The 19445-nt window shown below is 74.8% G+C and carries 21 protein-coding genes; 10 read left to right on the top strand and 11 right to left on the bottom strand.

The window, feature by feature from the left end:
- Window positions 1-304: 304 nt before the first annotated feature.
- From V1L54_RS28080 to V1L54_RS28065, 4 genes are all read right to left on the bottom strand, one after another.
- Window positions 305-1414 (bottom strand): PQQ-dependent sugar dehydrogenase, encoded by a 1110-nt coding sequence (locus V1L54_RS28080; protein WP_330120970.1) that lies wholly within the window; start codon window positions 1412-1414, stop codon window positions 305-307.
- 113 nt (window positions 1415-1527) lie between these two features.
- A complete protein-coding gene (locus V1L54_RS28075; protein WP_330120969.1) occupies window positions 1528-2271 on the bottom strand; it encodes a peptidoglycan-binding domain-containing protein in 744 nt (247 codons plus the stop codon).
- 252 nt (window positions 2272-2523) lie between these two features.
- Window positions 2524-2982: a YchJ family protein gene (locus tag V1L54_RS28070; protein ID WP_330120968.1), complete on the bottom strand. Its 459-nt coding sequence runs from the start codon at window positions 2980-2982 to the stop codon at window positions 2524-2526.
- A 51-nt stretch (window positions 2983-3033) separates the two neighbouring features.
- Window positions 3034-3276, bottom strand: coding sequence for an acyl carrier protein (locus V1L54_RS28065; RefSeq protein ID WP_330120967.1), 243 nt, complete (start codon window positions 3274-3276; stop codon window positions 3034-3036).
- Between the two features lie 301 nt (window positions 3277-3577).
- Here V1L54_RS28065 and ppk2 point away from each other — a divergent pair, with 301 nt between their 5' ends.
- The 3 genes from ppk2 to V1L54_RS28050 all read left to right on the top strand — a co-directional run bounded on the left by ppk2 (window position 3578) and on the right by V1L54_RS28050 (window position 6510).
- Window positions 3578-4435, top strand: a complete 858-nt coding sequence (gene ppk2, locus V1L54_RS28060) for a polyphosphate kinase 2 (RefSeq protein ID WP_330120966.1) — start codon at window positions 3578-3580, stop codon at window positions 4433-4435.
- Between the two features lie 457 nt (window positions 4436-4892).
- Window positions 4893-6131, top strand: a complete 1239-nt coding sequence (locus V1L54_RS28055; RefSeq protein ID WP_330120965.1) for a serine hydrolase domain-containing protein — start codon at window positions 4893-4895, stop codon at window positions 6129-6131.
- A gap of 100 nt (window positions 6132-6231) precedes the next feature.
- On the top strand, window positions 6232-6510 hold the full coding sequence (locus tag V1L54_RS28050) for a hypothetical protein (RefSeq protein WP_330120964.1): 279 nt from the start codon (window positions 6232-6234) through the stop codon (window positions 6508-6510).
- Between the two features lie 324 nt (window positions 6511-6834).
- Here V1L54_RS28050 and V1L54_RS28045 read toward each other — a convergent pair whose 3' ends face one another.
- The gene (locus tag V1L54_RS28045) at window positions 6835-7491 is read right to left on the bottom strand and encodes a TetR/AcrR family transcriptional regulator (RefSeq protein WP_330120963.1); all 657 of its coding nucleotides are present in this window, start codon (window positions 7489-7491) and stop codon (window positions 6835-6837) included.
- Window positions 7492-7857: 366 nt separating this feature from the next.
- Here V1L54_RS28045 and V1L54_RS28040 point away from each other — a divergent pair, with 366 nt between their 5' ends.
- On the top strand, window positions 7858-7998 hold the full coding sequence (locus tag V1L54_RS28040) for a hypothetical protein (RefSeq protein WP_330120962.1): 141 nt from the start codon (window positions 7858-7860) through the stop codon (window positions 7996-7998).
- A gap of 45 nt (window positions 7999-8043) precedes the next feature.
- Here V1L54_RS28040 and V1L54_RS28035 read toward each other — a convergent pair whose 3' ends face one another.
- From V1L54_RS28035 to V1L54_RS28010, 6 genes are all read right to left on the bottom strand, one after another.
- Window positions 8044-9825, bottom strand: a complete 1782-nt coding sequence (locus V1L54_RS28035) for an ABC transporter ATP-binding protein (RefSeq protein ID WP_330120961.1) — start codon at window positions 9823-9825, stop codon at window positions 8044-8046.
- A 175-nt stretch (window positions 9826-10000) separates the two neighbouring features.
- Complete coding sequence (locus V1L54_RS28030; RefSeq protein ID WP_330120960.1) at window positions 10001-10417, bottom strand: lasso peptide biosynthesis B2 protein; 417 nt, start codon at window positions 10415-10417, stop codon at window positions 10001-10003.
- A 57-nt stretch (window positions 10418-10474) separates the two neighbouring features.
- Complete coding sequence (locus V1L54_RS28025; RefSeq protein WP_330120959.1) at window positions 10475-10753, bottom strand: lasso peptide biosynthesis PqqD family chaperone; 279 nt, start codon at window positions 10751-10753, stop codon at window positions 10475-10477.
- Between the two features lie 101 nt (window positions 10754-10854).
- On the bottom strand, window positions 10855-12711 hold the full coding sequence (locus V1L54_RS28020) for an asparagine synthase-related protein (RefSeq protein WP_330120958.1): 1857 nt from the start codon (window positions 12709-12711) through the stop codon (window positions 10855-10857).
- Window positions 12712-12887: 176 nt separating this feature from the next.
- Window positions 12888-12998, bottom strand: coding sequence for a keywimysin-related RiPP (locus tag V1L54_RS28015; protein WP_330120957.1), 111 nt, complete (start codon window positions 12996-12998; stop codon window positions 12888-12890).
- A 397-nt stretch (window positions 12999-13395) separates the two neighbouring features.
- Window positions 13396-13839 carry a MarR family winged helix-turn-helix transcriptional regulator gene (locus tag V1L54_RS28010; protein ID WP_330120956.1) on the bottom strand — a complete coding sequence of 148 codons (444 nt, stop codon included), beginning with the start codon at window positions 13837-13839 and terminating at the stop codon, window positions 13396-13398.
- Window positions 13840-13985: 146 nt separating this feature from the next.
- On the opposite strand from V1L54_RS28010, the gene V1L54_RS28005 reads away from it, so the two are divergent.
- The 6 genes from V1L54_RS28005 to V1L54_RS27980 all read left to right on the top strand — a co-directional run bounded on the left by V1L54_RS28005 (window position 13986) and on the right by V1L54_RS27980 (window position 19333).
- Window positions 13986-14900: an SDR family NAD(P)-dependent oxidoreductase gene (locus tag V1L54_RS28005; RefSeq protein WP_330120955.1), complete on the top strand. Its 915-nt coding sequence runs from the start codon at window positions 13986-13988 to the stop codon at window positions 14898-14900.
- Window positions 14901-14904: 4 nt separating this feature from the next.
- Window positions 14905-15813 (top strand): amidohydrolase family protein, encoded by a 909-nt coding sequence (locus V1L54_RS28000; protein ID WP_330120954.1) that lies wholly within the window; start codon window positions 14905-14907, stop codon window positions 15811-15813.
- 26 nt (window positions 15814-15839) lie between these two features.
- A complete protein-coding gene (locus V1L54_RS27995) occupies window positions 15840-17342 on the top strand; it encodes an acyl-CoA synthetase (RefSeq protein WP_330120953.1) in 1503 nt (500 codons plus the stop codon).
- A 49-nt stretch (window positions 17343-17391) separates the two neighbouring features.
- Complete coding sequence (locus V1L54_RS27990) at window positions 17392-17847, top strand: MaoC family dehydratase (RefSeq protein ID WP_330120952.1); 456 nt, start codon at window positions 17392-17394, stop codon at window positions 17845-17847.
- A gap of 76 nt (window positions 17848-17923) precedes the next feature.
- Entirely contained in the window at window positions 17924-18370 is a 447-nt protein-coding gene (locus V1L54_RS27985; RefSeq protein WP_330120951.1) for a DUF3237 domain-containing protein, read from the top strand.
- Window positions 18371-18418: 48 nt separating this feature from the next.
- Entirely contained in the window at window positions 18419-19333 is a 915-nt protein-coding gene (locus tag V1L54_RS27980) for an alpha/beta hydrolase (RefSeq protein ID WP_330120950.1), read from the top strand.
- Window positions 19334-19445 lie beyond the last annotated feature (112 nt).

Here is a 19445-nt window from a genome sequence, read left to right as displayed (position 1 = left end):
GGGAGCCGGGGCAGGGCCGGGCTCCGGGTGGCACGGGCGCCTGCCGGGGTTGCGGACGCCGCCGCGAGTTCCGCCCCGTGACGTCCGGCATACGGGCGCGCCTTCACGGCCGAGCGGCCGGATGTGCTCGGTCTGCGGCGTCGAGGACGGCGCACGTCCGGGTCCGGACCCGCGGAGCCCGCAGGTCCGTCCTCGGCCGGGACCTCGACGCGGCGGTCGGCGTCGCCGGGACGGCCGGACCGGCGGTCTCCGCCCGCGGAGCTCCGCGGGCGGAGACCGCCGTCCCTTCAGGCGGCGGGGGACGTCAGCCCAGGGTGATCTCCAGGACCCGGTCGGAACCGGCCGGCTGTCCGCCGGACCAGTCGCCGTTGGTGGTGGTCAGCCACAGGGCGTCACGGCCGGGCACCGTCTCGACGGTGCGCAGCCGCCCGTAGTCGCGTACGTAGAACGCCTCGGGGGTCCCGGTGTTCTCACCGTCCACCGGGATGCGCCACAGCCGCTCGCCGCGCTGGGCGGCCATGTAGAGGGCGCCGTCGGCGTAGGTCACCCCGCTGGGTGAGGCCTCGCCGGTGGCCCACTGCTCCTCGGGGTCCGTCATCCCGGCGGTGTTGCAGGCGCCCTCGCACTGCGGCCAGCCGTAGTTGTTGCCGGGCTCGATCAGATTGAGCTCGTCGAACCGGTTCTGGCCGAACTCCGCCGACCACAGCCGGCCCTGCTCGTCCCAGGTCAGCCCCTGCGGGTTGCGGTGGCCGACGCTGTAGACCACCGTGCCGTACGGGTTGCCGGGGGCGGGCCGCCCGTCCGTGGTCATCCGCAGGATCTTGCCCTCCAGCGCGTCGCGGTCCTGGGAGCGCTGCGGCTGCTGGGCGTCCCCGGTGGTGGCGTACAGATAGCCGTCGGGGCCGAACTTCAGCCGCCCGCCGTTGTGGTAGGTGGCCCGCGCGATGCCGGTCAGGATGGGCTGGTAGCCGCTGACCGAGGTGCCGTCGAAAGTCATCCGCGCGATGCGGTTGTCCGTCGGGGAGGTGTGGAAGACGTAGACGGAGCGGTCCTCCGCGAAGTCGGGGGAGACGGCGATGCCCAGCACCCCGCCCTCTCCGCCGGTGCTCTGCGCGTTGGGCACGGTGCCCACCGGGGTGCGCCGTCCGTCGGCCGTGAGACGGAAGACCTGGTGGCTGTCGCGTTCGGTGAGCAGTGCCGAGCCGTCCGGCAGCCAGGCCAGGCCCCAGGGGACGGTCCAGCCCTCGGAGAGCACCGATATGCCGGTGGGGACGCTCAGCACGCCCGGTAAGCCGGAGCCGGACCGTTCCTGTCCGGAGGCCGTCGCGCCGCCGGTGCCCGCGGTGAGGAGCCCGGCGGTCAGCGCGGCGGTCGCGCCCAGGGCCAGGGCGGCGCGGAACTTCTGGAATGCCATGGAACCTCCAGTGGTGTCATCCGGAAATCCTTTCGATTTCCGGAATCGATACCACCAGTTCGGTGACAGACCGTCAAGACATCTCCGGACCTTCCGGCTGCCCCGGCCGTGCCTCAGGTGCGGGACTCCAGGTCCCGCCGGGTGTCGTCGCCGTACACACCCTCCTCGTCGCCCCGTATCCCGTACCACTGCTGGAACCGGGCGACGGCCCGGGCGACCTCGTCGTCGTAGCGGCCGTCGACGTCCCCGCCGGGGTAGACCTCCGGGACCTGCCGCAGCCGCGCCTGCAGATCCGACACCGCGGGGCCGCTGTCCCCCGGCCGGAGCTCGTCCGGCGCTCCGGACCGCGGTCCGGAGGCGGCCGGGGCGGCCGGCCGCGAGGGGGGCGCGTCGGTGACCGGTCCCTCCGGGGCGGAGGTCGGAGCGGGCACCGGCGAGGCGGTGGCCGGGGGCGGCGGTGCGGGAGCCGCCGAGCGGGACGCGGAGGGGGCGGGCGCCGCGGAGGTCTCCGCGGGCGGTGCGGGAGGCAGGCCGGAGGGGCCGCCGGGATCGGTGGGCGTCAGCACGCCGGAGGCGAGCAGCAGGGCGGCCAGCGCGGAGCCGATCGCCCCGGTCGTCAGAAGCAGGGCGGTGGTGCGCGGTCCGCGCCGGCCGGTCAGGAAACCCGTGTGCGAAGGCGCGTCCGCCTCGGCGGCGGAGGACCCGCCGTCCTCCGCGGGGGCGGATCCGGCATCGTTGCCGTCCCAGGGGGGCGGGGCCGGGCGGAACGGACGGGTGCGGGACCGGAGGCCGAAGGCCCGGACCGGGCCGGTGGCCGGAGGGCGGAACGGCGATGCCGGGTCCGGACGGGCCGTCACACCTCCACCTCCTGTCTCTCCTCACCCCCGTCGTACGGTACGGAGGGGGCCGGGGAAAACGCCGGACGCCCGTCTCCCGCGCAGGCGCGGGGACCGGAGGCCGATCGGCAGGGCCGCACCCGAGAGTGCGCGGCCGTGCACGGATGGTTCACCCGACGACGATACTCGGTCGGCCCCGTTCCGGAACCCGTCCCGTCGCCATCCCGGCGGGCCGTTCCCGCGGGGGAGGCGTCGGCGGCGGACCGGCGGTGGTCACTTCCCGCCGGAGGCGTCCAGATACACCCAGGCACCGGCAAGGCGCACGAAACGGCTGTGCTCGTACAGGGACTCCTCGTGTCCCCGCTCCGCGTAGTGGGCCCGGAAGGCGACGGTGCCCTCCGAGTGGAACGGGCTGCCGCCGGTGGTGGCGAGGATCTCCAGCCGCAGCCAGCGGACCCCGGGGGCGGGCACCGGATCCCGCGGCCGGGTGTCCGGATGCCAGGTGCGCAGCAGATAGGCCCGGTCGCGCACGGCGAAGGCGCTGTAGCGCGAACGCATCAGGACCTCCGCGGTGGGCGCGGCCAGGAGCCCCCGGTGGAACCGGGCGCAGCAGTCGGCGTAGGAGGCGGGCAGCCCGCACGGGCAGGGTGCGGCCGGGGACACGGCGGGGGACACGGCCGGGGAGGCGGCCGGGGAGGCGGCCGGCCGCGAGCGGGATCGGCGTCGGGACACCCCTCCATGGTGCCCCGCGGCGACCGCCGCCCGCGGCCGGGGCCCGCCGGCCTACCGGGCGGCCGGGCCCGCGTCGTCCGCCTTGGACAGCTCCGTCAGGTACCTGTGGCACTCGGCGGCGCGCTCCGAGTCCTCCGCCATGACCTTGCGGAAGAACTCGGCGATCTCCTGGTGTCCGGCGTTCTCGGCGTCGCGGACGTACTGTCCGTAGTCGTGCCCGGCCTTCAGCGCGTGGTACTGCACCGAGATCAGGTCGTAGGCGACATCGCTGAAGCCGGTCTCTCCGGTTGCCATGGTCATCCTCTCCGGGGTCGGGGACTGGAGAGGAACGGGGTTTCCCGCGACGGCGCGGGGAAACGGCCTTCCGCCCACCGGTACGGGACGGCCGGGAGGAGGAGGCCGGAAGGAAGAGTGGGAAGAAGGGCCCGGTGGTTCCCGGGCCACTGCCCCGTTCGGCCCTGTGTCCGGCCCCGGCCCGGGCGGCGGGCTCGTCGTACGGCCGTGGGGGCCGGGTAGGGGAGCAGGATGGGCGGTCCGGGCCGGGAGGCCCGGACCGCCCCGCGCCGTACCACCGCTCCGCTCCGGGAGGAGACCCATGCCACGACAGGAACCACGGCGGGAACAGGCGGACCGGCCCGCCCGGCTGCCCCGCCGCGTGTACGAGAAGGAACTGTTCCGGCTCCAGGAACAGCTGGTGATCATGCAGGAGTGGGTGCGCGAGACCGGCGCCCGGCTGGTGGTCGTCTTCGAGGGGCGCGACGCCGCGGGCAAGGGCGGTGCGATCAAGCGCGTCACCGAGTACCTCAACCCCCGGGTCGCCCGGATCGCCGCCCTGCCCGCGCCCACCGAGCGCGAGCGCACCCAGTGGTACTTCCAGCGCTACACGGAACACCTGCCCGCCGCGGGCGAGATGGTGCTGTTCGACCGCAGCTGGTACAACCGCGCCGGAGTCGAGCGCGTCATGGGGTTCTGCACCGAGGAGGAGCACGCCCGCTTCCTGCGCCAGTGCCCGGTCTTCGAGCGGCTGCTCATCGAGGACGGCATCCTGCTGCGCAAGTACTGGTTCTCCGTCGGCGACGAGGAGCAGGAGCGGCGGTTCCGGGCCAGGCTGGCCGACCCGATGAAGCGCTGGAAGCTCTCCCCGATGGACCTGGAGTCCCGCATCCGCTGGGAGGCGTACTCACGGGCCAAGGACGAGATGTTCGCCCACACCGACATCCCCGAGTCGCCCTGGTACGTCGTCGACGCGGACGACAAGCGCCGGGCGCGGGTGAACATGATCGCCCACCTGCTGTCCAGCGTGCCGTACCACGAGGTCGCGGGGCCGGAACTGGCCCTGCCGCCCCGCCCGCCGTCCACCGGCTACACGCGCCCGCCGCGGGAGACGCAGACCTGTGTCCCGGACCACGCCGCCGGCCTGCCGGGGGCGGAGGAGGCGGGCGGCCGGCCGTAGCGCGGGCCCGCCGCCCGTACGGCGCGGCGCCGGTGCGGGCCGGACTCCTGTCGTCCGGCCCGCACGCGCGCGCGTCCCGCGGACGGGGGCACCGCCGGACGCCGGGCCGCCGGAGGACCGCCTCGCCCGTGCGGTGCGCGGTCGTGGTGCCGCCTCCGGTGCCGTCTCCAGGACACCACGCCCGGCGCCGGGGCGGCAGGGTCCGCGGCCCCCGGACGGGAGGCCGACCGGCCTGTGCCGGAGGCGCGTACGGTGCCGCACACTCCCGGGGCGGGACGGAAGCCGCGCCACCGCCCTCCGGCGCACGGCCGCCCCGACCGGGTCCGGGATCCGGCACGGTACGGGCGGGACCGGCGCGCACGCGCGCGGAAACCGGCACCGGAGGACGGGCAACCTCTCCGGGGCGGGTGGTGGTCCTCCTCTCGGAGAATCTGTCACCCCCCGAAGAGAGAGAACCTTGAGACGACCACTGAGCAGGCGGGCCGCCGTGGGTGCCGTGGCACTGGCCCTCACGGCCACCCCCGTGGCGACGGCCGCCGCGGCGGACGCCCCCCGTCCCGCCACACCGCGCTCCGTCGCTGCCGAACTGCCGCCGCCCGACATGCGGGCGGTGCGGGAGGTGCTGCGGCAGGCCGTGGAGCAGGGCGCGCCGGGCGGTCTGACCCGCGTCGAGTCCGACGGCGCCGTGTACGGCGAGGCCGTCGGACTCGGCGACACCGCCACCGAAGAGCGCATGAGGACCGGCAACCGCTTCCGCGTCGGCAGCGTCACCAAGACCTTCTCCACCGTGGTGCTCATGCAGCTGGTGGCGGAGGGCGGGGTGGAGCTGGACGCCCCGGTCGGCGAGTACCTGCCGGGACTGCTGCCCGACGAGCGGGTCACCGTCCGCCATCTGCTGAGGCACCGCAGCGGTCTGTGGGACTACACCAACGACATGTTCGCGCGGACCGTTCCCGGCTTCGAGGCGGTGCGCGACGAGGTGTTCACCATGGAGGAACTGGTGAAGCGCTCCGTGGCGCACGGCCCCACGGCCGAGCCGGGCGCGGCGTACCAGTACTCGAACACCAACTTCGTCGTGGTCGGCATGATCATCGAGAAGGTCACGGGCAACCCGGCCGCCGAGGAGTACCGGAAGCGCATCATCGGTCCGCTGGGACTGCGGCACACCCACTACGTCCACCCCGGGACGACCGTTCCCGGGCGGCACAGCCGCGGCTACCTCAGACCGGACGAGGCCGGGCAGCCGCTGGTGGACTCCACCGAGCAGACGGTCTCCTGGGGGCAGACGGCCGGCGCGATGATCTCGAACGCGGCCGATCTGAACCGCTTCACCTCCGCCCTGCTCGGCGGGGAACTGCTGGCACCGGAGCAGCTGGCGGAGATGCTCGCCATGACCCCCAGCGACGGCACCGGCAAGCGGTTCTACGGTCTGGGCCTGCGCCGCTACGACCTGTCCTGCGTCTCGGTGTACGGGCACACCGGCACCGTGCAGGGCTACTACACCTACGCGTTCACCACCCGCGACGGGAGCCGCAGCGTCGCCTCCTCCGCCAACACCTCCAACAACGGCACGGTGAACACCACTCTGGGCGGCACCCTGGAGGCCGCCTTCTGCGGTACGGACCGGGCCGCGGCCGTCAACCGCATCCCGAAGACGCTCCGTGAGGACATCGCCCCGAACGTCCGCACGCGCTGACGTTCCACCCGGTGCGGTGGTCGCACAGCGACCGCACAACGGCCGCTGTGCGACCACCGGCCGTTGTGCGGCGGGCGCGGCCGGGGACACGATGCGCGGCATGAGTCTGACGACCGCCGGAAAGGCGCCGGGCCCGGTGCGGTTCTACCTGGCCTGTGACCGGATGGGCTGCCGGGAGAGGGTCAGCTTCGATCTCGTCATCGCCGAGGAGCCCCCGGACCGCGGAACGGATCTGTTCGGGTATCTGCTGCACGAGGCGGGGAAGGCCGCGCCCTACATCAGGGACTGCGGCTGGGTCTTCATCGAGGGCGGGGAGGGCTACTGGTGCCCGAAGTGCTCCGCCCCGGCCTCCCGGGCCCCGTCGGCCGACCGGTTCTGAGGGCGGTCGGGACGGCCACTTCGCCGTTCCCGCCCGCGGTCGGCCGCCTCCCGGACGGCTTCCCCGGCCGTGCCTCACCGTGCCCACCGCGAGGTCCTGACCCGACACGTTCGCGCCGTGGTGCCTCCTCGCCCTGTGCGGCCGGATCCCTCCGCTGCCCACCGGATGCCCGGACAACCGGCCGCGGGCCGGTACCCGGCCCGGGACCAGGGGCGGGAGGAACGCCGTGGGCGGGCCGGCGGACGGAAAAGGCCGAGGAAGGAGTGCGCCCGGGAGCCGTGCGTAACTCCCGAAACCGCGACCGGGACCGGAGGCCTGTTCAGCTCAGCCCTCGCCGGACTCCTGCCGTTCGACGGCGGCGGCGGCACCGTCCAGGGCCAGGGCCAGCAGTTCGTGCAGCCCGTCGATGTCCGCCGGGTCGACATCGGTGCCGTTGGCGGCGTACAGGCCGTCCGCGGCCGCCATCGTCAGCCGCGCCAGCTGGGACGGCAGAGCGGGGCGGGCCGCGCACACCCCGGGCGGGAGGACGGCCGTCCACCACTCGCCCATGGCCTTCAGCACCTCCTGGCGCAGTGCCAGGAACCGCGCCCGGGCCGCCGGCTCGACCGCGCGGCGCTCCAGCATCAGCATCAGGCCGAGCCGCATGAACTCCGGCCGGTCGACCATCGTCCGACCCGCCTGGCGCAGTATCGACCGCAGCCGCTCGCGCCGGTCGCCCGCGCCGTCGGCCGGCGGCTCCCAGGCGGGGATCTTGGCCGCCCACTCGCGGTAGCTGTGCTCGATGACCTCCGCCAGCAGCTCGTCCTTGCTGCCGAAGTGCCAGTACAGGGAACTGGCCGGGAGCCCGGAGCGCTGGGTGACCAGGGCGATGCTGGTGCCCTCGTAGCCCCGCTCCGCGGCGATCTCGGCCGCCGCCTCCAGAATCCTGCGGCGTGACTCGGCGCTCTGCCGGGTACGCCGTTCGGTCTTCCTCGCTGACACGGGACACCTCGTCGTCGCTGACGGCACGGCGGACCGCGCCGCGGCCATGCCTTTCCTGTAGTGGTCACTACAGGGTATCCCGGGGGCGACTGCCGCGTACCACCGCCGTCCGCCGGTCCCGGGGGCTTCGGGTGGCCGGTCACGGCTCCCGCCGGGAGCGGGCGACCCGGGTAATGTACGCCGTCCGTCCGGGGCGAGGAAGGGCCCCGGCCCGGCCCGCCGACCGGGCCTGCCGGGCCGCCCGCCGGCCTGTGCCGCCCGGATGTGATCCGCGCCCTTTGCCGCGGCACCGCGGCCGTGGACGATGGGGGTGCCCCGCGGACCGTACGGCCCGCGGGACGAGCACCGACCGGGAGCCGGACCGCGATGGCAGAGCATGTGCACGTACGCCTCAACCACGGACTGGAGGTGTCCGAGGAGGGGGAGCTGATCGAACTGTCCCGCTGCCGCTGCGGCGCCTCCTGGACCAGGACCTACCGGGTGGACGAGGCCGACCCCGAGAAGTGAGCCCGGCCGCCGGCCCCGTGAGCGCCGTCGCCGTACGGGCCCGCCTCACGGGGGCGGCCCCGGCCGCTCCGACAGGAACTGGGTGGCCGCCAGCCGCCGGTACAGGGCGTCGCGGCGGAGCAGTTCGGCATGGGTGCCCACCGCCCGCACCCTGCCGCCCTCCATGACCACGATCCGGTCGGCCGAGGCCACGGTGGACAGCCGGTGGGCCACCACCAGCACGGTGGTGCTCCGGGCGGCGTCGGCGACCGTCTCCCGCAGCGCGGCCTCGTTGGCCGCGTCGAGCTGCGAGGTGGCCTCGTCCAGCAGCAGCAGTCTGGGCTCCCGCAGCAGGGCGCGGGCGATGGCGACGCGCTGCCGCTCGCCCCCCGAGAGCCGGTCGCCCCGGTGGCCGACAGGAGTGTCCAGGCCCTGGGGCAGCCGGGCGACCAGGGATTCCAGCCGGGCGCGGCGCAGCACGCCGGGAAGGCGCGCCCCGGCCTCGGCCGGGGCGCCGAACAGCAGGTTGTCCCGGAGGGTCCCGGACAGTACGGGGGAGTCCTGCTCGACGTACCCGATGGCCGCCCGCAGTTCGGCCAGCGGCCACTCCCGTACGTCCCGGCCGTCGAGCAGGACACGGCCGCGGTCCGGGTCGTGGAAGCGCTCGATGAGGGAGAAGACCGTGGTCTTGCCCGCGCCCGAGGGGCCGACGAAGGCGGTCATGCCCCGGGCCGGGACGGTGAAGCTCACCTCGCGGTGCGCGGGGGGCAGTCCGGCGCGGTAGGCGAAGCCGACCCGGTCGAAGACCACCGCGGCCGGTCCCTTCGCGCCGGTGTACCCGGTGCGCCCGCCGGACGGGGCCCCCGGCCGTCCCCCGGGCGGCTCACCGCGCGCCTCCGCAGGTGCCTCCGCGGGCGGCCCTGCCGACGTCTCGACGGGCATCCGCTCCACCTCCGCCACCCGCCGGGCGGCGGCGGCGCCGGACTGGAGCTGGCTCACCACGTCGATCAGCTGGTGGACGCGCGGAGCGAGGGAGAACAGGTAGAGCAGGAAGGCCACGAGTGCGGAGACGCTGGTCTGCCCCGCGGCCACCCGTGCTCCGCCCACCCCCAGCACCAGCAGGAACGCCACCTGCACGGACACGGCCCCCGCGGTGCCCGAGACCGCCTCCCAGCCGGCGGCACGGACCCCGGCCCGCCGGGCGTCCGCCGCCGCGCCGTGCAGCCGTACGGTCTCCGCCCGCTCCGCGCCGGCCGCCTTCACGGTGCGGAAGGCGCCCAGGGCGCGCTCGAGCGCGGCACCCATGGCGCCCACGGCCTCCTGCGCGTCCCGGGCCGCACGGCCGATCCGGGGCGCGGCCAGCGTCACCGCGGCGGCGACCAGCGCGAGCGCGCCCAGGGTCACCCCGAGCAGCACGACGTCCAGCAGCCCCATCATGACGACGGCTCCCGCCAGGACCAGCACGCAGACGACGGCCGAGGCCACCGACTGGGTGGCGGTCTGGCGCAGCACGGTGGTGTCGGAGGTGACCCGGGAGATGAGGTCGCCGGGCTCGGTGCGCTCCACCGCCGGCACCCGCAGCCGCAGCAGACGCGCGGTCAGTTCCCTGCGGGTGGTGTGGACGACGGCCTCCGCGGTCCGCTCCAGGACGTACTGCCCCGCGGCGGCCAGCCCCGCACCGGCCAGCACCAGCACGCTGAGCAGCAGGATCCAGCCGGTCGCCGCCCGGCCGCCGTCGAGTTCGTCCACCAGCCGCTTGGCGGCCATCGGCTGGGCCAGGCCGAGCAGGCTGCCGAGCAGGCCGAGCGAGACGCCGGCGAGGACGCCGGCACGTTGCGGGCGCAGCATGCGGGCGAGCGCGCGGCGGCCGGACGGGGACGCGCCGGTACGGCCCGCGGAGCGCCGCCGCCGCTTCGCGTCCGCCGGCCGTGCTCCGGCGCCCGGCCCCGCCCCGTGTCCCGGACCGTGCTCGGGGCCGGAGGTACCGGTGGGGACGGGTGATGCGGCCTCTGCGGTCACGACGTCAATCCACCGCGAAGAAGCGCCGGTAGTAGTCGGCCGGGCAGCCCTCGCCCACGGGCACCCCCTCGGCCTCCACCCAGGCGTGCGCGGCGAAGGGCGGCCTGGCGCGCGCCCCCACGCACCAGGTGGCCCACCGGCCGCGCATACGGCACAGCAGCACGGTGGCCAGCGAACGCGGCAGACAGCCGTACCGCCCGCCGCAGACCAGGCTCACCGCGACCACCGTCTCCCGGGCCGCCGCCGCCTCGGCGACCGTCGCCGGGCGGGCGCCGCGCCGCAGCGGCCCCAGCACGGCACGGATGCGGCCCGGGGGCAGGACGGCCAGCAGATGGGCGCACCCCACGGCGAACCGCGCCGCCAGACGGTGCGGCAGGGGGACGGAGCGGGGTTCGTACGGGACCGCCTCCGGTGTGGACATCGTCGTTCTCTCCTCCTCGCTCGGACCTTTCGGCCTTCCGTGGCTTCTCCTCCGCCGTCACCGCCCCGCGTCCGGTCCCGGGTCCGAGACGAGCCGGGCCTCGCGCAGTTCGGCGAGGATCCGGGCCACGTCCTGCTCGGCCTCCCGGGGGCTCACGTCGTACTCGCCGGTCAGGGCCGTCACCGCCTGCCCGGCGGAGCGCCCCTCCAGCAGCACCCGCAGCACGGCGGCCGCGGTGGGGTTGAGGGTCCAGTACTCGCCGCTCCGCTCGTCGAGCAGCGCCGTTCCGTACTCGGTGTCGGTCATCAGCACACCGGACCGCAGGGTGAGTGCCATGGGCGGCCTTTCTCGTCGGCTCTCGTCGTCTTCCGCCGTCCCGCCCGCCGGGGCGGGGCAGTGTGGGGTGGGGCCGGGGTGGGACGGGGCTGGGAGGTGGATCAGCGGTCCGCCGGGGAGGGGGCGGCGGCGGCCTCGCGGGAGCGCAGCCACACCTCGCAGGCCACGGTCGGATGCAGCAGCTCGCTCTCCCCCTCCGGGGACAGCGGCCGGGCGCACCAGCGGCGCAGCTCGGCCGGATCGACCAGGCCCAGCCGTCCCAGCCGGGAGTCCTCGCACAGTGCCAGCAGCCGGTCGCGGTGGCGGCGCTGGCCGGCCACCTCCTCCAGGGTGGCGTTGGCCCGGGTGGCCCGGGTCCGGCTCGCCTCGGGCACGATGCCGCGCATGGCCTCCACGATCAGCGGCTTGTACCGGTAGGGCGTGATCCGGTCCTGCGGCCGTACCGCCAGGGCCGCCTCGACGACCCGGTCGTCGTAGTACGGCGCCGAGCAGACCACGCCCAGCGGCACGGACAGCTGGTTGACGTGCCGGGTGAAGCGGGAGAGGAGGTCCATGGTGACCAGCTCCCGGTGCGCCCCGTGGCCCGGGGCCAGCGGCCGTACGGCGGACGCCTCGGCCCGGAGGAGATCGCGCACCGCGTCGGCGGCGTCGGCCGTCACCCACGGCGGCAGCCGGGGCGGTGCGCACCACTCCAGCAGCGGCTGCCGCTCCGCCGGCTGCGGCCGCCGCAGATCCGCCGCGACCCCCCTGAGCCAGGCCGGGTAGCTCCGCCGGTCGGCCAACTGGCGCAGCGCCTGGCGCCGGGACCAGCCGTACTTGGCGGCGTAGCCCCGCAGCCGGTGCAGGGCCGCGAGCGGACGCGTGCGGATCATCGCGTGCAGGTGAGCCGCCGAGCCGCCGAGCAGTTCGTCACCGCCCAGCCCCGTCAGGTGCAGGGCCGAGCCCCGCTCGGCCGCCAGCCGCAGCAGGCTCATCCGCCGGTCGTGGTCGACGGTCATCAGACAGGGCGCGTCGAGCAGGCCGCCCGGCGAGCCGAGGCCGTCGTAGGACAGCGGGATCCGCTCGGCCGGGACCAGGTGGTGCTCCACGCCGCTCCCCAGGGCGGCCACCGTCCGGCGTGCCCAGTGCACGTCGTCGCCGAGCGGGTCGTGGGTCGCCGCGGTGTACGCGACCACCCGGGCCGGTCCGCGGGCGGCCGTGCAGCACACGGCAGTGGAGTCCAGGCCGCCGAGGTCGGCCGTCACCAGGGTGCGTCCCCGGGTGCGCACCTCGACGGCCTCGGTCAGCGCCCGGGCCAGGGCCGCCGCGCCCTCGGCCAGGGGGACGGCCGGCTCCGGCGCGGACCACCGGCGAAGGCGGCGCGCCCGGCCGTCCGGTTCCAGCAGCAGGCAGTGGTCACCGGGCAGGCGCTCCACACCGCGCCACAGCGGGCGCCCGGAGAACGGATGGAGCAGACCCGCCGTCAGCAGCTGTACGGCCAGCCGGGTCTCGTCCAGCTCGCCGCCCAGGAGGTCGGCCACCACGTCGGCCCGGTCGCCGGCCACCGTCACCGGGCCGGTGGTGGCGCCGTGGAAGACGCGCCGCACCCCGGTGACGCCGCCCTGCACGCGGGTTCGCCCGGCGGCGCTGGCCAGCAGGTGGAAGCTGCCCGGCCAGGCGGCGGTGAGCCGGTCGAACGCGGCCGGGGAGTCCGCCGCGGCCGCGGCGGCCCGTGCGGCCTCCCCGTCGGTGACGCGGTGCTCGCCGAGCACCGCCACCCGCGCGCCGCGGCCGTCCCCGACCGTCAGCGTGTCCCGCGGCCAGCGGCCCAGCAGCCAGGGGCGGCCGGAGGGGTGCGCCAGCTCCCGGGAGGCGTGTGTCCGGGCGCGCGCGCCGATGTCGGAGGCCGCGTCGCTGTCCGGCAGGACGACGAACCAGGCGGGGGCGCGGGCGGGGGAGAGGGAACGGCTCGCGGACACGGGCACACCTCCGGGCGGCGGCACACGGGATCGGTGGTACGGAAGCGGTGAGGCACAGGCACAGCGGTACGGCGGCACTACGGCGGCGGTACGGAAGGGAGGGCCGGGTGGCGGGGAGCGCCACCCGGCCGTACGGCCCGGTCAGCCGTGGGACCGGCGGAACACCGGCGGTCCGGTCAGAGCAGCTGCTTGCCGCCCAGCAGGTCCCGCGGGCCCTTGTTGCCGATGCCGGTCGTCCGGCGGAAGCCGCCGGCCTTGGACAGGGTGGGGCGCTCGTAGGTGCGCATGGTTGTTTCCCTTCTCTGCGATGTGTGGGATGTGCGGTCCGGACGGATCCGGACGCGGACACGGGTCACCCGCGAAGGCTCCGGGAGCGGACAGGGTGGGGGGCGCCGGAGTCCCGGTGGGACACCGGCCCGAAGCCCGGGTGGGGGCACATGCCCGGTCCGCCGGCGGGCCCGCCGACGGTTGTGGCAAATCCCTCGAAGCCGCACACCACGCTAGAAAGACGAGCACATCACCACAACAGCGCACGGTGTCACCAACGGCGCGTAGGGAAATTCCTATGTGTACTTGCGTGAGGCGCTGTTTTCGGCCATGGGGCGCGCTCGGACCCGCCCGCCCGCCGGTGCCGCACCGGCGGGCGGACGGGTGTCCGGGCCGCGGCCTCCGCGCGGCGGCGGGTCAGGCCGGGTCCAGTCCGGCGACCCGCAGCAGGAGTCGCTGCAACTGCCGCCGCTCCTCCTCGCCGAGGGGCTCGAGCAACTGCTCGGTGACGCGTGCCGCGTCGTGGTCGCTGTCGCGCAGCAGGTCCCGGCCGGCCCGGGTGAGGACGACGATGCGGTTGCGCCGGTCGCCGGGATCGGGGCGCCGCTCGGCCAGTCCGAGGCGCTGGAGGTCGTCGACGAGGCCGACGACGGCGCTGGGGTCGTAGCCGAGCCGGTCGCTGATCTCCCGCTGCCGGACGCCCTCGGCGGTGGCCAGATAGCGCAGCAGGGCGTAGTGGCGCAGCCGGAGCCCGTGCTGTTCGAGCGCGGAGTTGAACAGGCTGCCGGCGCGCAGGCCGATGCGGTGGAGGAGGTAGCCCGTGTCGGTGTGCAGCCCCCGCATCCAGGGTTCGTCGGTCATGGCGTCGATGGGAGGCTCCGTCGGCTCTCGGCGGTGTGATGCGGGCCGATCATCCCGCAATCGCAGGTGGGAAACAACCATTGACGGCAACAACTATTGCTCTTACCTTCGTTTCTCGCATCCCCGCTCGAAGGGACGGAACCCGTATGTCCATCGATCTCACCGGCAAGGTCGCCGTCGTGACCGGCAGCGGACGCGGCCTGGGGTACGCCTACGCCGCCGCGCTGGCCCGCGCGGGCGCGGCCGTGGTGGTCAACGACCTCGACGCCGACGCGGCCGGGCACGCCGCGAAGACCATCGGCGAGGCCGGCGGCCGGGCCGTCGCCGAAGCCGTGGCCGTCGGCACCGCACAGGCCGCGGACCGCCTGGTGGAACGCGCGGTGACGGCCTTCGGCCGACTGGACGTGATGGTCACCAACGCGGGCATCCTGCGGGACCGGGTGCTGTGGAAGATGACGGACGAGGACTTCGACGCCGTGCTCACCACCCACCTGCGCGGCACCTTCACCTGCGCCCGCGCCGCGGCGGTGCGGATGCGCGAGCAGGGCGAGGGCGGCAGCCTGATCACGGTGGGCTCCCCGGCCGGGCAGCGCGGCAATTTCGGGCAGACCAACTACGCCGCGGCCAAGGCCGGCATCGCCGCGATGGTGCGCACCTGGTCCATGGAACTGGCCCGGTCCTCGATCACCGTCAACGCGGTCGTCCCGGTCGCCGCGACCGCCATGACCGAGACCATCCCCGCCTTCGCCCCGTACGCCGAGGCCATGCGGCAGGGGAAGCCGCTGCCGGACTTCCTCCGCAAGGGGGAGGGCTTCGGCACCGTGGACGACTGCGCCGCGCTGGTGCCCTTCCTCGCCTCCGACGCCGCCCGCGGCATCACCGGGCAGTGCGTCGGCATCGGCGGCGACCGGCTGGCCCTGTGGTCGCACCCGCAGGAGACCGCCACCGCGTACGCCGACGGCGGCTGGACACCCGAGGACATCGCCACCGTGTGGGAGTCCGCGCTGGGCCGCCACCAGGAAAGCGTCGGCATCCCCGCGCCCCGGATCCCGGAGGAGTGAGCCCATGACCGACCGGGCCGCACACCTGGACGTCGAGGCGCTGACCGCCATCGACGTGCACACCCACGCGGAGGTCTCCAGGGACGGCCACGGGGCGCTGAGCCCCGAGCTGTTCGCCGCCTCCGAGGACTACTTCAAGGCCCACGGGCACCGCAGGCCGACCATCGAGGAGATCGCCGCCCACTACCGCGAGCGGTCCATGGCCGCGGTCGTCTTCACCGTCGACGCCGAACACGCCACCGGGCACCGGCGCATCTCCAACGAGGAGATCGCCGAGAGCTGCGCGGCCCACCCCGACGTGCTGATCCCCTTCGCCTCGGTCGACCCCTGGAAGGGGCGGGCCGCCGCCCGGGAGGCCCGGCGGCTGGTGGCGGAGCACGGCGTGCGGGGCTTCAAGTTCCACCCGAGCATCCAGGGCTTCTTCCCCGACGACCGCATGGCCTACCCGCTGTACGAGGTCATCGAGGAGACCGGGACCATCGCCCTGTTCCACACCGGCCAGACCGGCATCGGCGCGGGCGTCCCCGGCGGCGCCGGGATCCGGCTGAAGTACTCCAACCCGCTGCACGTGGACGACGTCGCCGCCGACTTCCCCCGACTGAAGATCATCCTGGCGCACCCGTCCTTCCCCTGGCAGGACGAGGCGCTGGCGGTGGCCACGCACAAACCGGGCGTGCACATCGACCTGTCGGGCTGGTCGCCGAAGTACTTCCCCGACTCCCTGGTGCGGTACGCCAACTCGCTGCTGAAGGACAAGGTCCTCTTCGGCTCCGACTACCCCGTCCTGACCCCCGACCGCTGGCTGGCCGACTTCGCCGGGCTGCCGATCAGGGACGAGGTGCGGCCGAAGATCCTCAAGGAGAACGCCGCCCGCCTGCTCGGCCTGACCCCTCCTCCCGATCCCTCCCCCTGACCCCGCCGCCTCCGGGAGAGCACCTCATGCGCAACCAAGGACTGGGCTCCTGGCCCGCCCGGCGGGCCCGCCGGACCCCGCGCCGCACGGCGCTCGTGCAGGGCGGGAGCGGCACCGAACTGACCTACGCGCGCCTGCACGAGCGCACCACCCGCCTCGCCCACGCGCTGCGCGACCGGGGCGTGCGGCGCGGCGACCGCGTCGCCTACCTCGGCCCCAACCACCACACCTTCCTGGAGACGCTGTTCGCCGCCGGGGTGCTCGGCGCCGTCTTCGTCCCGCTCAACACCCGGCTGGCCGCCGCGGAGATCGACCACCAGCTCCGGGACTGCGGGGCCGGAGTCCTGGTGCACGCGTCCTCCCACCGGGAGCTCGTCGAGAACCTGGACACCGGCCTTCCGGGGACGGTCCTGCCGGTCGGCCGGCAGTACGAGGCATGGCTGGAGCAGGCCGCCGCCGAACCCGTCGACGAGACCGTCACCCACGACGACCCGTGCCTGATCATGTACACCTCGGGCACGACCGGCCGCCCCAAGGGCGCCGTGCTCACCCACGGCAACCTCGTCTGGAACGCCGTCAACGTCCTGGTCGACCACGACCTGACCGCCGGTGAACGGGCCCTGGTCGCCGCCCCGCTGTTCCACGCCGCCGGACTCGGCATGATCACCCTGCCGGTCCTGCTCAAGGGCGGCACCTGCGTCCTGGCCGAGTCCTTCGACCCGGCCGGGGCGCTGGAGGCGATCGCCCGGCACCGGATCACCTTCATGTTCGGCGTGCCGACCATGTTCGACCTGATGAGCCGCCGGCCCGAGTGGCCCGGGGCCGACCTGACCTCACTGCGCCTGCTCACCTGCGGCGGCGCGCCCGTGCCCGAACCCCTCATCCGCACCTACCAGCGGCGGGGCCTGGCCTTCCAGCAGGGCTACGGCATGACCGAGGCCGGTCCCGGAGCGCTCTTCCTCGACGCCGAACACGCCACCGGCAAGGCGGGCTCCGCCGGGGTCCCGCACTTCTTCACCGACGTGCGGGTGGTCCGGCCCGACCTCACCGAGACAGAGGTGGGCGAGGTCGGCGAGATCGTGGTGAGCGGCCCCAACGTCAGCCCCGGCTACTGGGGGCTGCCCGAGGAGACCGCCGCCGCCCTCACCGACGGCTGGCTGCGCAGCGGCGACGCCGCGCGGGCGGACGCCGACGGCCACATCACCATCGCCGACCGGATCAAGGACATGTACATCTCCGGCGGCGAGAACGTCTACCCCGCCGAGGTGGAGAGCGCCCTGCTGGCCCATCCCGACGTCGCCGAGTGCGCGGTGATCGGGGTGCCGGACGAGAAGTGGGGCGAGGCCGGGCGTGCCCTGGTCGTCCCCCGGGCCGGCGCCCGGCCCGACCCGGCCGAACTCCTGGCCTCCCTGACCGGCGTCCTGGCCAGGTACAAGATCCCCAAATCGGTCGTGGTGGTGCCCGAACTCCCCCGTACCGCCTCCGGGAAGCTCCTCAAGCACCGCATCCGGGCCCGCTACGGCGACTGACCCGCCCCTGCCCGCCTCCTGCCCGAACACCGAAGGAAAGAAGCGGCACATGACCGTCACCGTCTCCGGCCTGGCCGAACTCGGCACCATGTCCGGCACCGATCTGGGCACCAGCGACTGGATCGAGGTCACCCAGGAGCGCATCGACACCTTCGCCGACGCCACCGGCGACCACCAGTGGATCCACGTCGACCCCGAGCGCGCCGGGGACGGCCCGTTCGGTAGGACCATCGCCCACGGCCATCTGACCCTGGCGCTGTTCATCCCCCTGTTCACCGGCCTCCTCGACGTGCGGGGCGTCACCACGAAGGTCAACTACGGCCTCAACAAGGTCCGCTTCCCCGCACCCGTCCCCGTCGGCTCGCGCCTGCGGCTCGCCGCCCGCATCGCCGAGGTCACCGAGGTGCCCGGCGGCGTGCAGCTCACCGTGGACGGCACGATCGAGATCGAGGGCGGCACCAAGCCCGCAGTGGTGCTCCAGAGCATCCTCCGCTTCTACGCCTGACACCCCGCGGGAGCGTCCCGCCGCCCGCCGCGGGTGGGCGGCACGCCACCGAGAGCACCGGGAAGGAAGAAGCACCATGGCAGATCCGCACCCGTACCTGGGCCTGGAACTCCTCGCCGAACTCCACGTCGGGACTGGGGAACCCGTGGCGGCCGGGCGGGTTCCCGGCGGAACCAGGACCGTCATCCCCATCACCGGGGGAACCGTCGGCGGCCGCATCGAGGGCACCGTGCTGCCCGTCGGCGCGGACTGGAACCTGCGGCGCGCGGACGGCACCGGGACCGTCAGCGCCACCTACCCCGTCCGCACGGCCGACGGCACCGTTCTGACCATCACCAACAGGGGCACCGTCACCACTCGCGACGGCGTGCTCCTCGGACTCACCGCCGTCGTGGTCGAGGCGCCGGAGGACAGCCCCTGGGCGTACCTCAACGACACCCCGGTGGTCGGCTCCCTGGCCCTGGCCGGGAGTGCCGACCGGCCCGCCGTCCACCTGCGGTTCTACACGGTCGACCCCGTCTGAACCGCCGGCCGCCGCTCCTCCGCCGCCCCCGAACAGCCGAGGAGGACCATGTCCGTCCTGTCGACCCCGATCGTCGCCGACACCGTGGCCCGCGTCCTGAGACGCGGGATGTCCCTGATGAAACCGCGCCCGGCCTTCGAGGAGATCCCGGGCAGGACGCGCACGGTCCGGGTGCCGACCCGCCACGGGGAGGTGGAGTGCACCGTCTACTCCCCGCCGCCCGGCGGTGGGGAGCGGCCGGGCGTGTACGTGAACGCCCACGGCGGCGGATACGTCATGGACAACCGCGAGCAGGACGACCCGTGGTGCCGCTACCTGGCCGCCAGGGCCGGCGTCACCGTGGTCAACACGGACTACTCCGTCGCCCCGGAGCACCGCTTCCCCGTCCCCGTCGAGCAGGTCTTCGACGTCGTGACCTGGGCGGCGCGGCCGGAGCACGACTGGGACGGGCGGCGGCTGTGCGTGGGCGGCCAGAGCGCGGGCGGCGCCCTCGCCGCCGGGGCGGCCCGCCTCGCCCTGGAGAACGGCGGGCCCGCGATTGCGCTCCAGGTGCTGCACTACCCGCCCCTGGATCTGGTCACCCCCGGCGGGGAGAAGCGGGCCAGGGCCGCGAAGCCGATGCTCCGCCCCTGGATGTCCGAGGTGTTCGACACCGCCTACATCCCCGATCCCGCCGCCCGGCGCGACCGCCTGGCCTCGCCCGCCTGGGGTGCCAACGCCGAGGGCATCGCCGGGATCGCCCCCGCCCTGGTCGTCACCTGCGAGCTGGACCTGCTCCGCGACGAGGGCGAGGCGTACGCCAGGGCGCTGGACGCGGCCGGCGCCCTGGTGGAGCACCACGAGGTGGCCGGGGCCGACCACGCGTACGACCTGGCGGGCGGTGACCGCGAACTGACCGGGCGTGTGTACGACCTGATCGCCGGTCATGTGCGCCGGGCCGTCGGCGGGGCGGACGCCCGGTAGGGCTCCCGGCAGCGGCGAAACCGGGCCGTCGGCAGTGCCGATACGGCCGTTTCCTGCTTTCCGGCCCCGGAACGAGGGCTTCATCCGTATGCTCGGCGTCCGGCCGGGTGGG

The sequence above is a fragment of the Streptomyces rubellus genome, from assembly GCF_036323805.1.
Lineage (GTDB): Bacteria > Actinomycetota > Actinomycetes > Streptomycetales > Streptomycetaceae > Streptomyces.
The sequence above is the reverse complement of the archived record's forward strand: the minus strand, read 5'-3'. Positions and strand labels throughout refer to the sequence as shown.

What these genes read in the sequence shown, in the direction of transcription:
- V1L54_RS28035 (WP_330120961.1), bottom strand. Translation starts at nt 9,825, where the DNA reads ATGCTGCGCCCGCAACGTGCCGGCGTCCTCGCCGGCGTCTCGCTCGGC.
- V1L54_RS28030 (WP_330120960.1), bottom strand. Translation starts at nt 10,417, where the DNA reads ATGTCCACACCGGAGGCGGTCCCGTACGAACCCCGCTCCGTCCCCCTG.
- V1L54_RS28000 (WP_330120954.1), top strand. Translation starts at nt 14,905, where the DNA reads ATGACCGACCGGGCCGCACACCTGGACGTCGAGGCGCTGACCGCCATC.
- ppk2 (WP_330120966.1), top strand. Translation starts at nt 3,578, where the DNA reads ATGCCACGACAGGAACCACGGCGGGAACAGGCGGACCGGCCCGCCCGG.
- V1L54_RS28080 (WP_330120970.1), bottom strand. Translation starts at nt 1,414, where the DNA reads ATGGCATTCCAGAAGTTCCGCGCCGCCCTGGCCCTGGGCGCGACCGCC.
- V1L54_RS28005 (WP_330120955.1), top strand. Translation starts at nt 13,986, where the DNA reads ATGTCCATCGATCTCACCGGCAAGGTCGCCGTCGTGACCGGCAGCGGA.
- V1L54_RS27990 (WP_330120952.1), top strand. Translation starts at nt 17,392, where the DNA reads ATGACCGTCACCGTCTCCGGCCTGGCCGAACTCGGCACCATGTCCGGC.
- V1L54_RS28065 (WP_330120967.1), bottom strand. Translation starts at nt 3,276, where the DNA reads ATGGCAACCGGAGAGACCGGCTTCAGCGATGTCGCCTACGACCTGATC.
- V1L54_RS28025 (WP_330120959.1), bottom strand. Translation starts at nt 10,753, where the DNA reads ATGGCACTCACCCTGCGGTCCGGTGTGCTGATGACCGACACCGAGTAC.
- V1L54_RS28010 (WP_330120956.1), bottom strand. Translation starts at nt 13,839, where the DNA reads ATGACCGACGAACCCTGGATGCGGGGGCTGCACACCGACACGGGCTAC.
- V1L54_RS27995 (WP_330120953.1), top strand. Translation starts at nt 15,840, where the DNA reads ATGCGCAACCAAGGACTGGGCTCCTGGCCCGCCCGGCGGGCCCGCCGG.
- V1L54_RS27985 (WP_330120951.1), top strand. Translation starts at nt 17,924, where the DNA reads ATGGCAGATCCGCACCCGTACCTGGGCCTGGAACTCCTCGCCGAACTC.
- V1L54_RS28050 (WP_330120964.1), top strand. Translation starts at nt 6,232, where the DNA reads ATGAGTCTGACGACCGCCGGAAAGGCGCCGGGCCCGGTGCGGTTCTAC.
- V1L54_RS27980 (WP_330120950.1), top strand. Translation starts at nt 18,419, where the DNA reads ATGTCCGTCCTGTCGACCCCGATCGTCGCCGACACCGTGGCCCGCGTC.
- V1L54_RS28015 (WP_330120957.1), bottom strand. Translation starts at nt 12,998, where the DNA reads ATGCGCACCTACGAGCGCCCCACCCTGTCCAAGGCCGGCGGCTTCCGC.
- V1L54_RS28040 (WP_330120962.1), top strand. Translation starts at nt 7,858, where the DNA reads ATGGCAGAGCATGTGCACGTACGCCTCAACCACGGACTGGAGGTGTCC.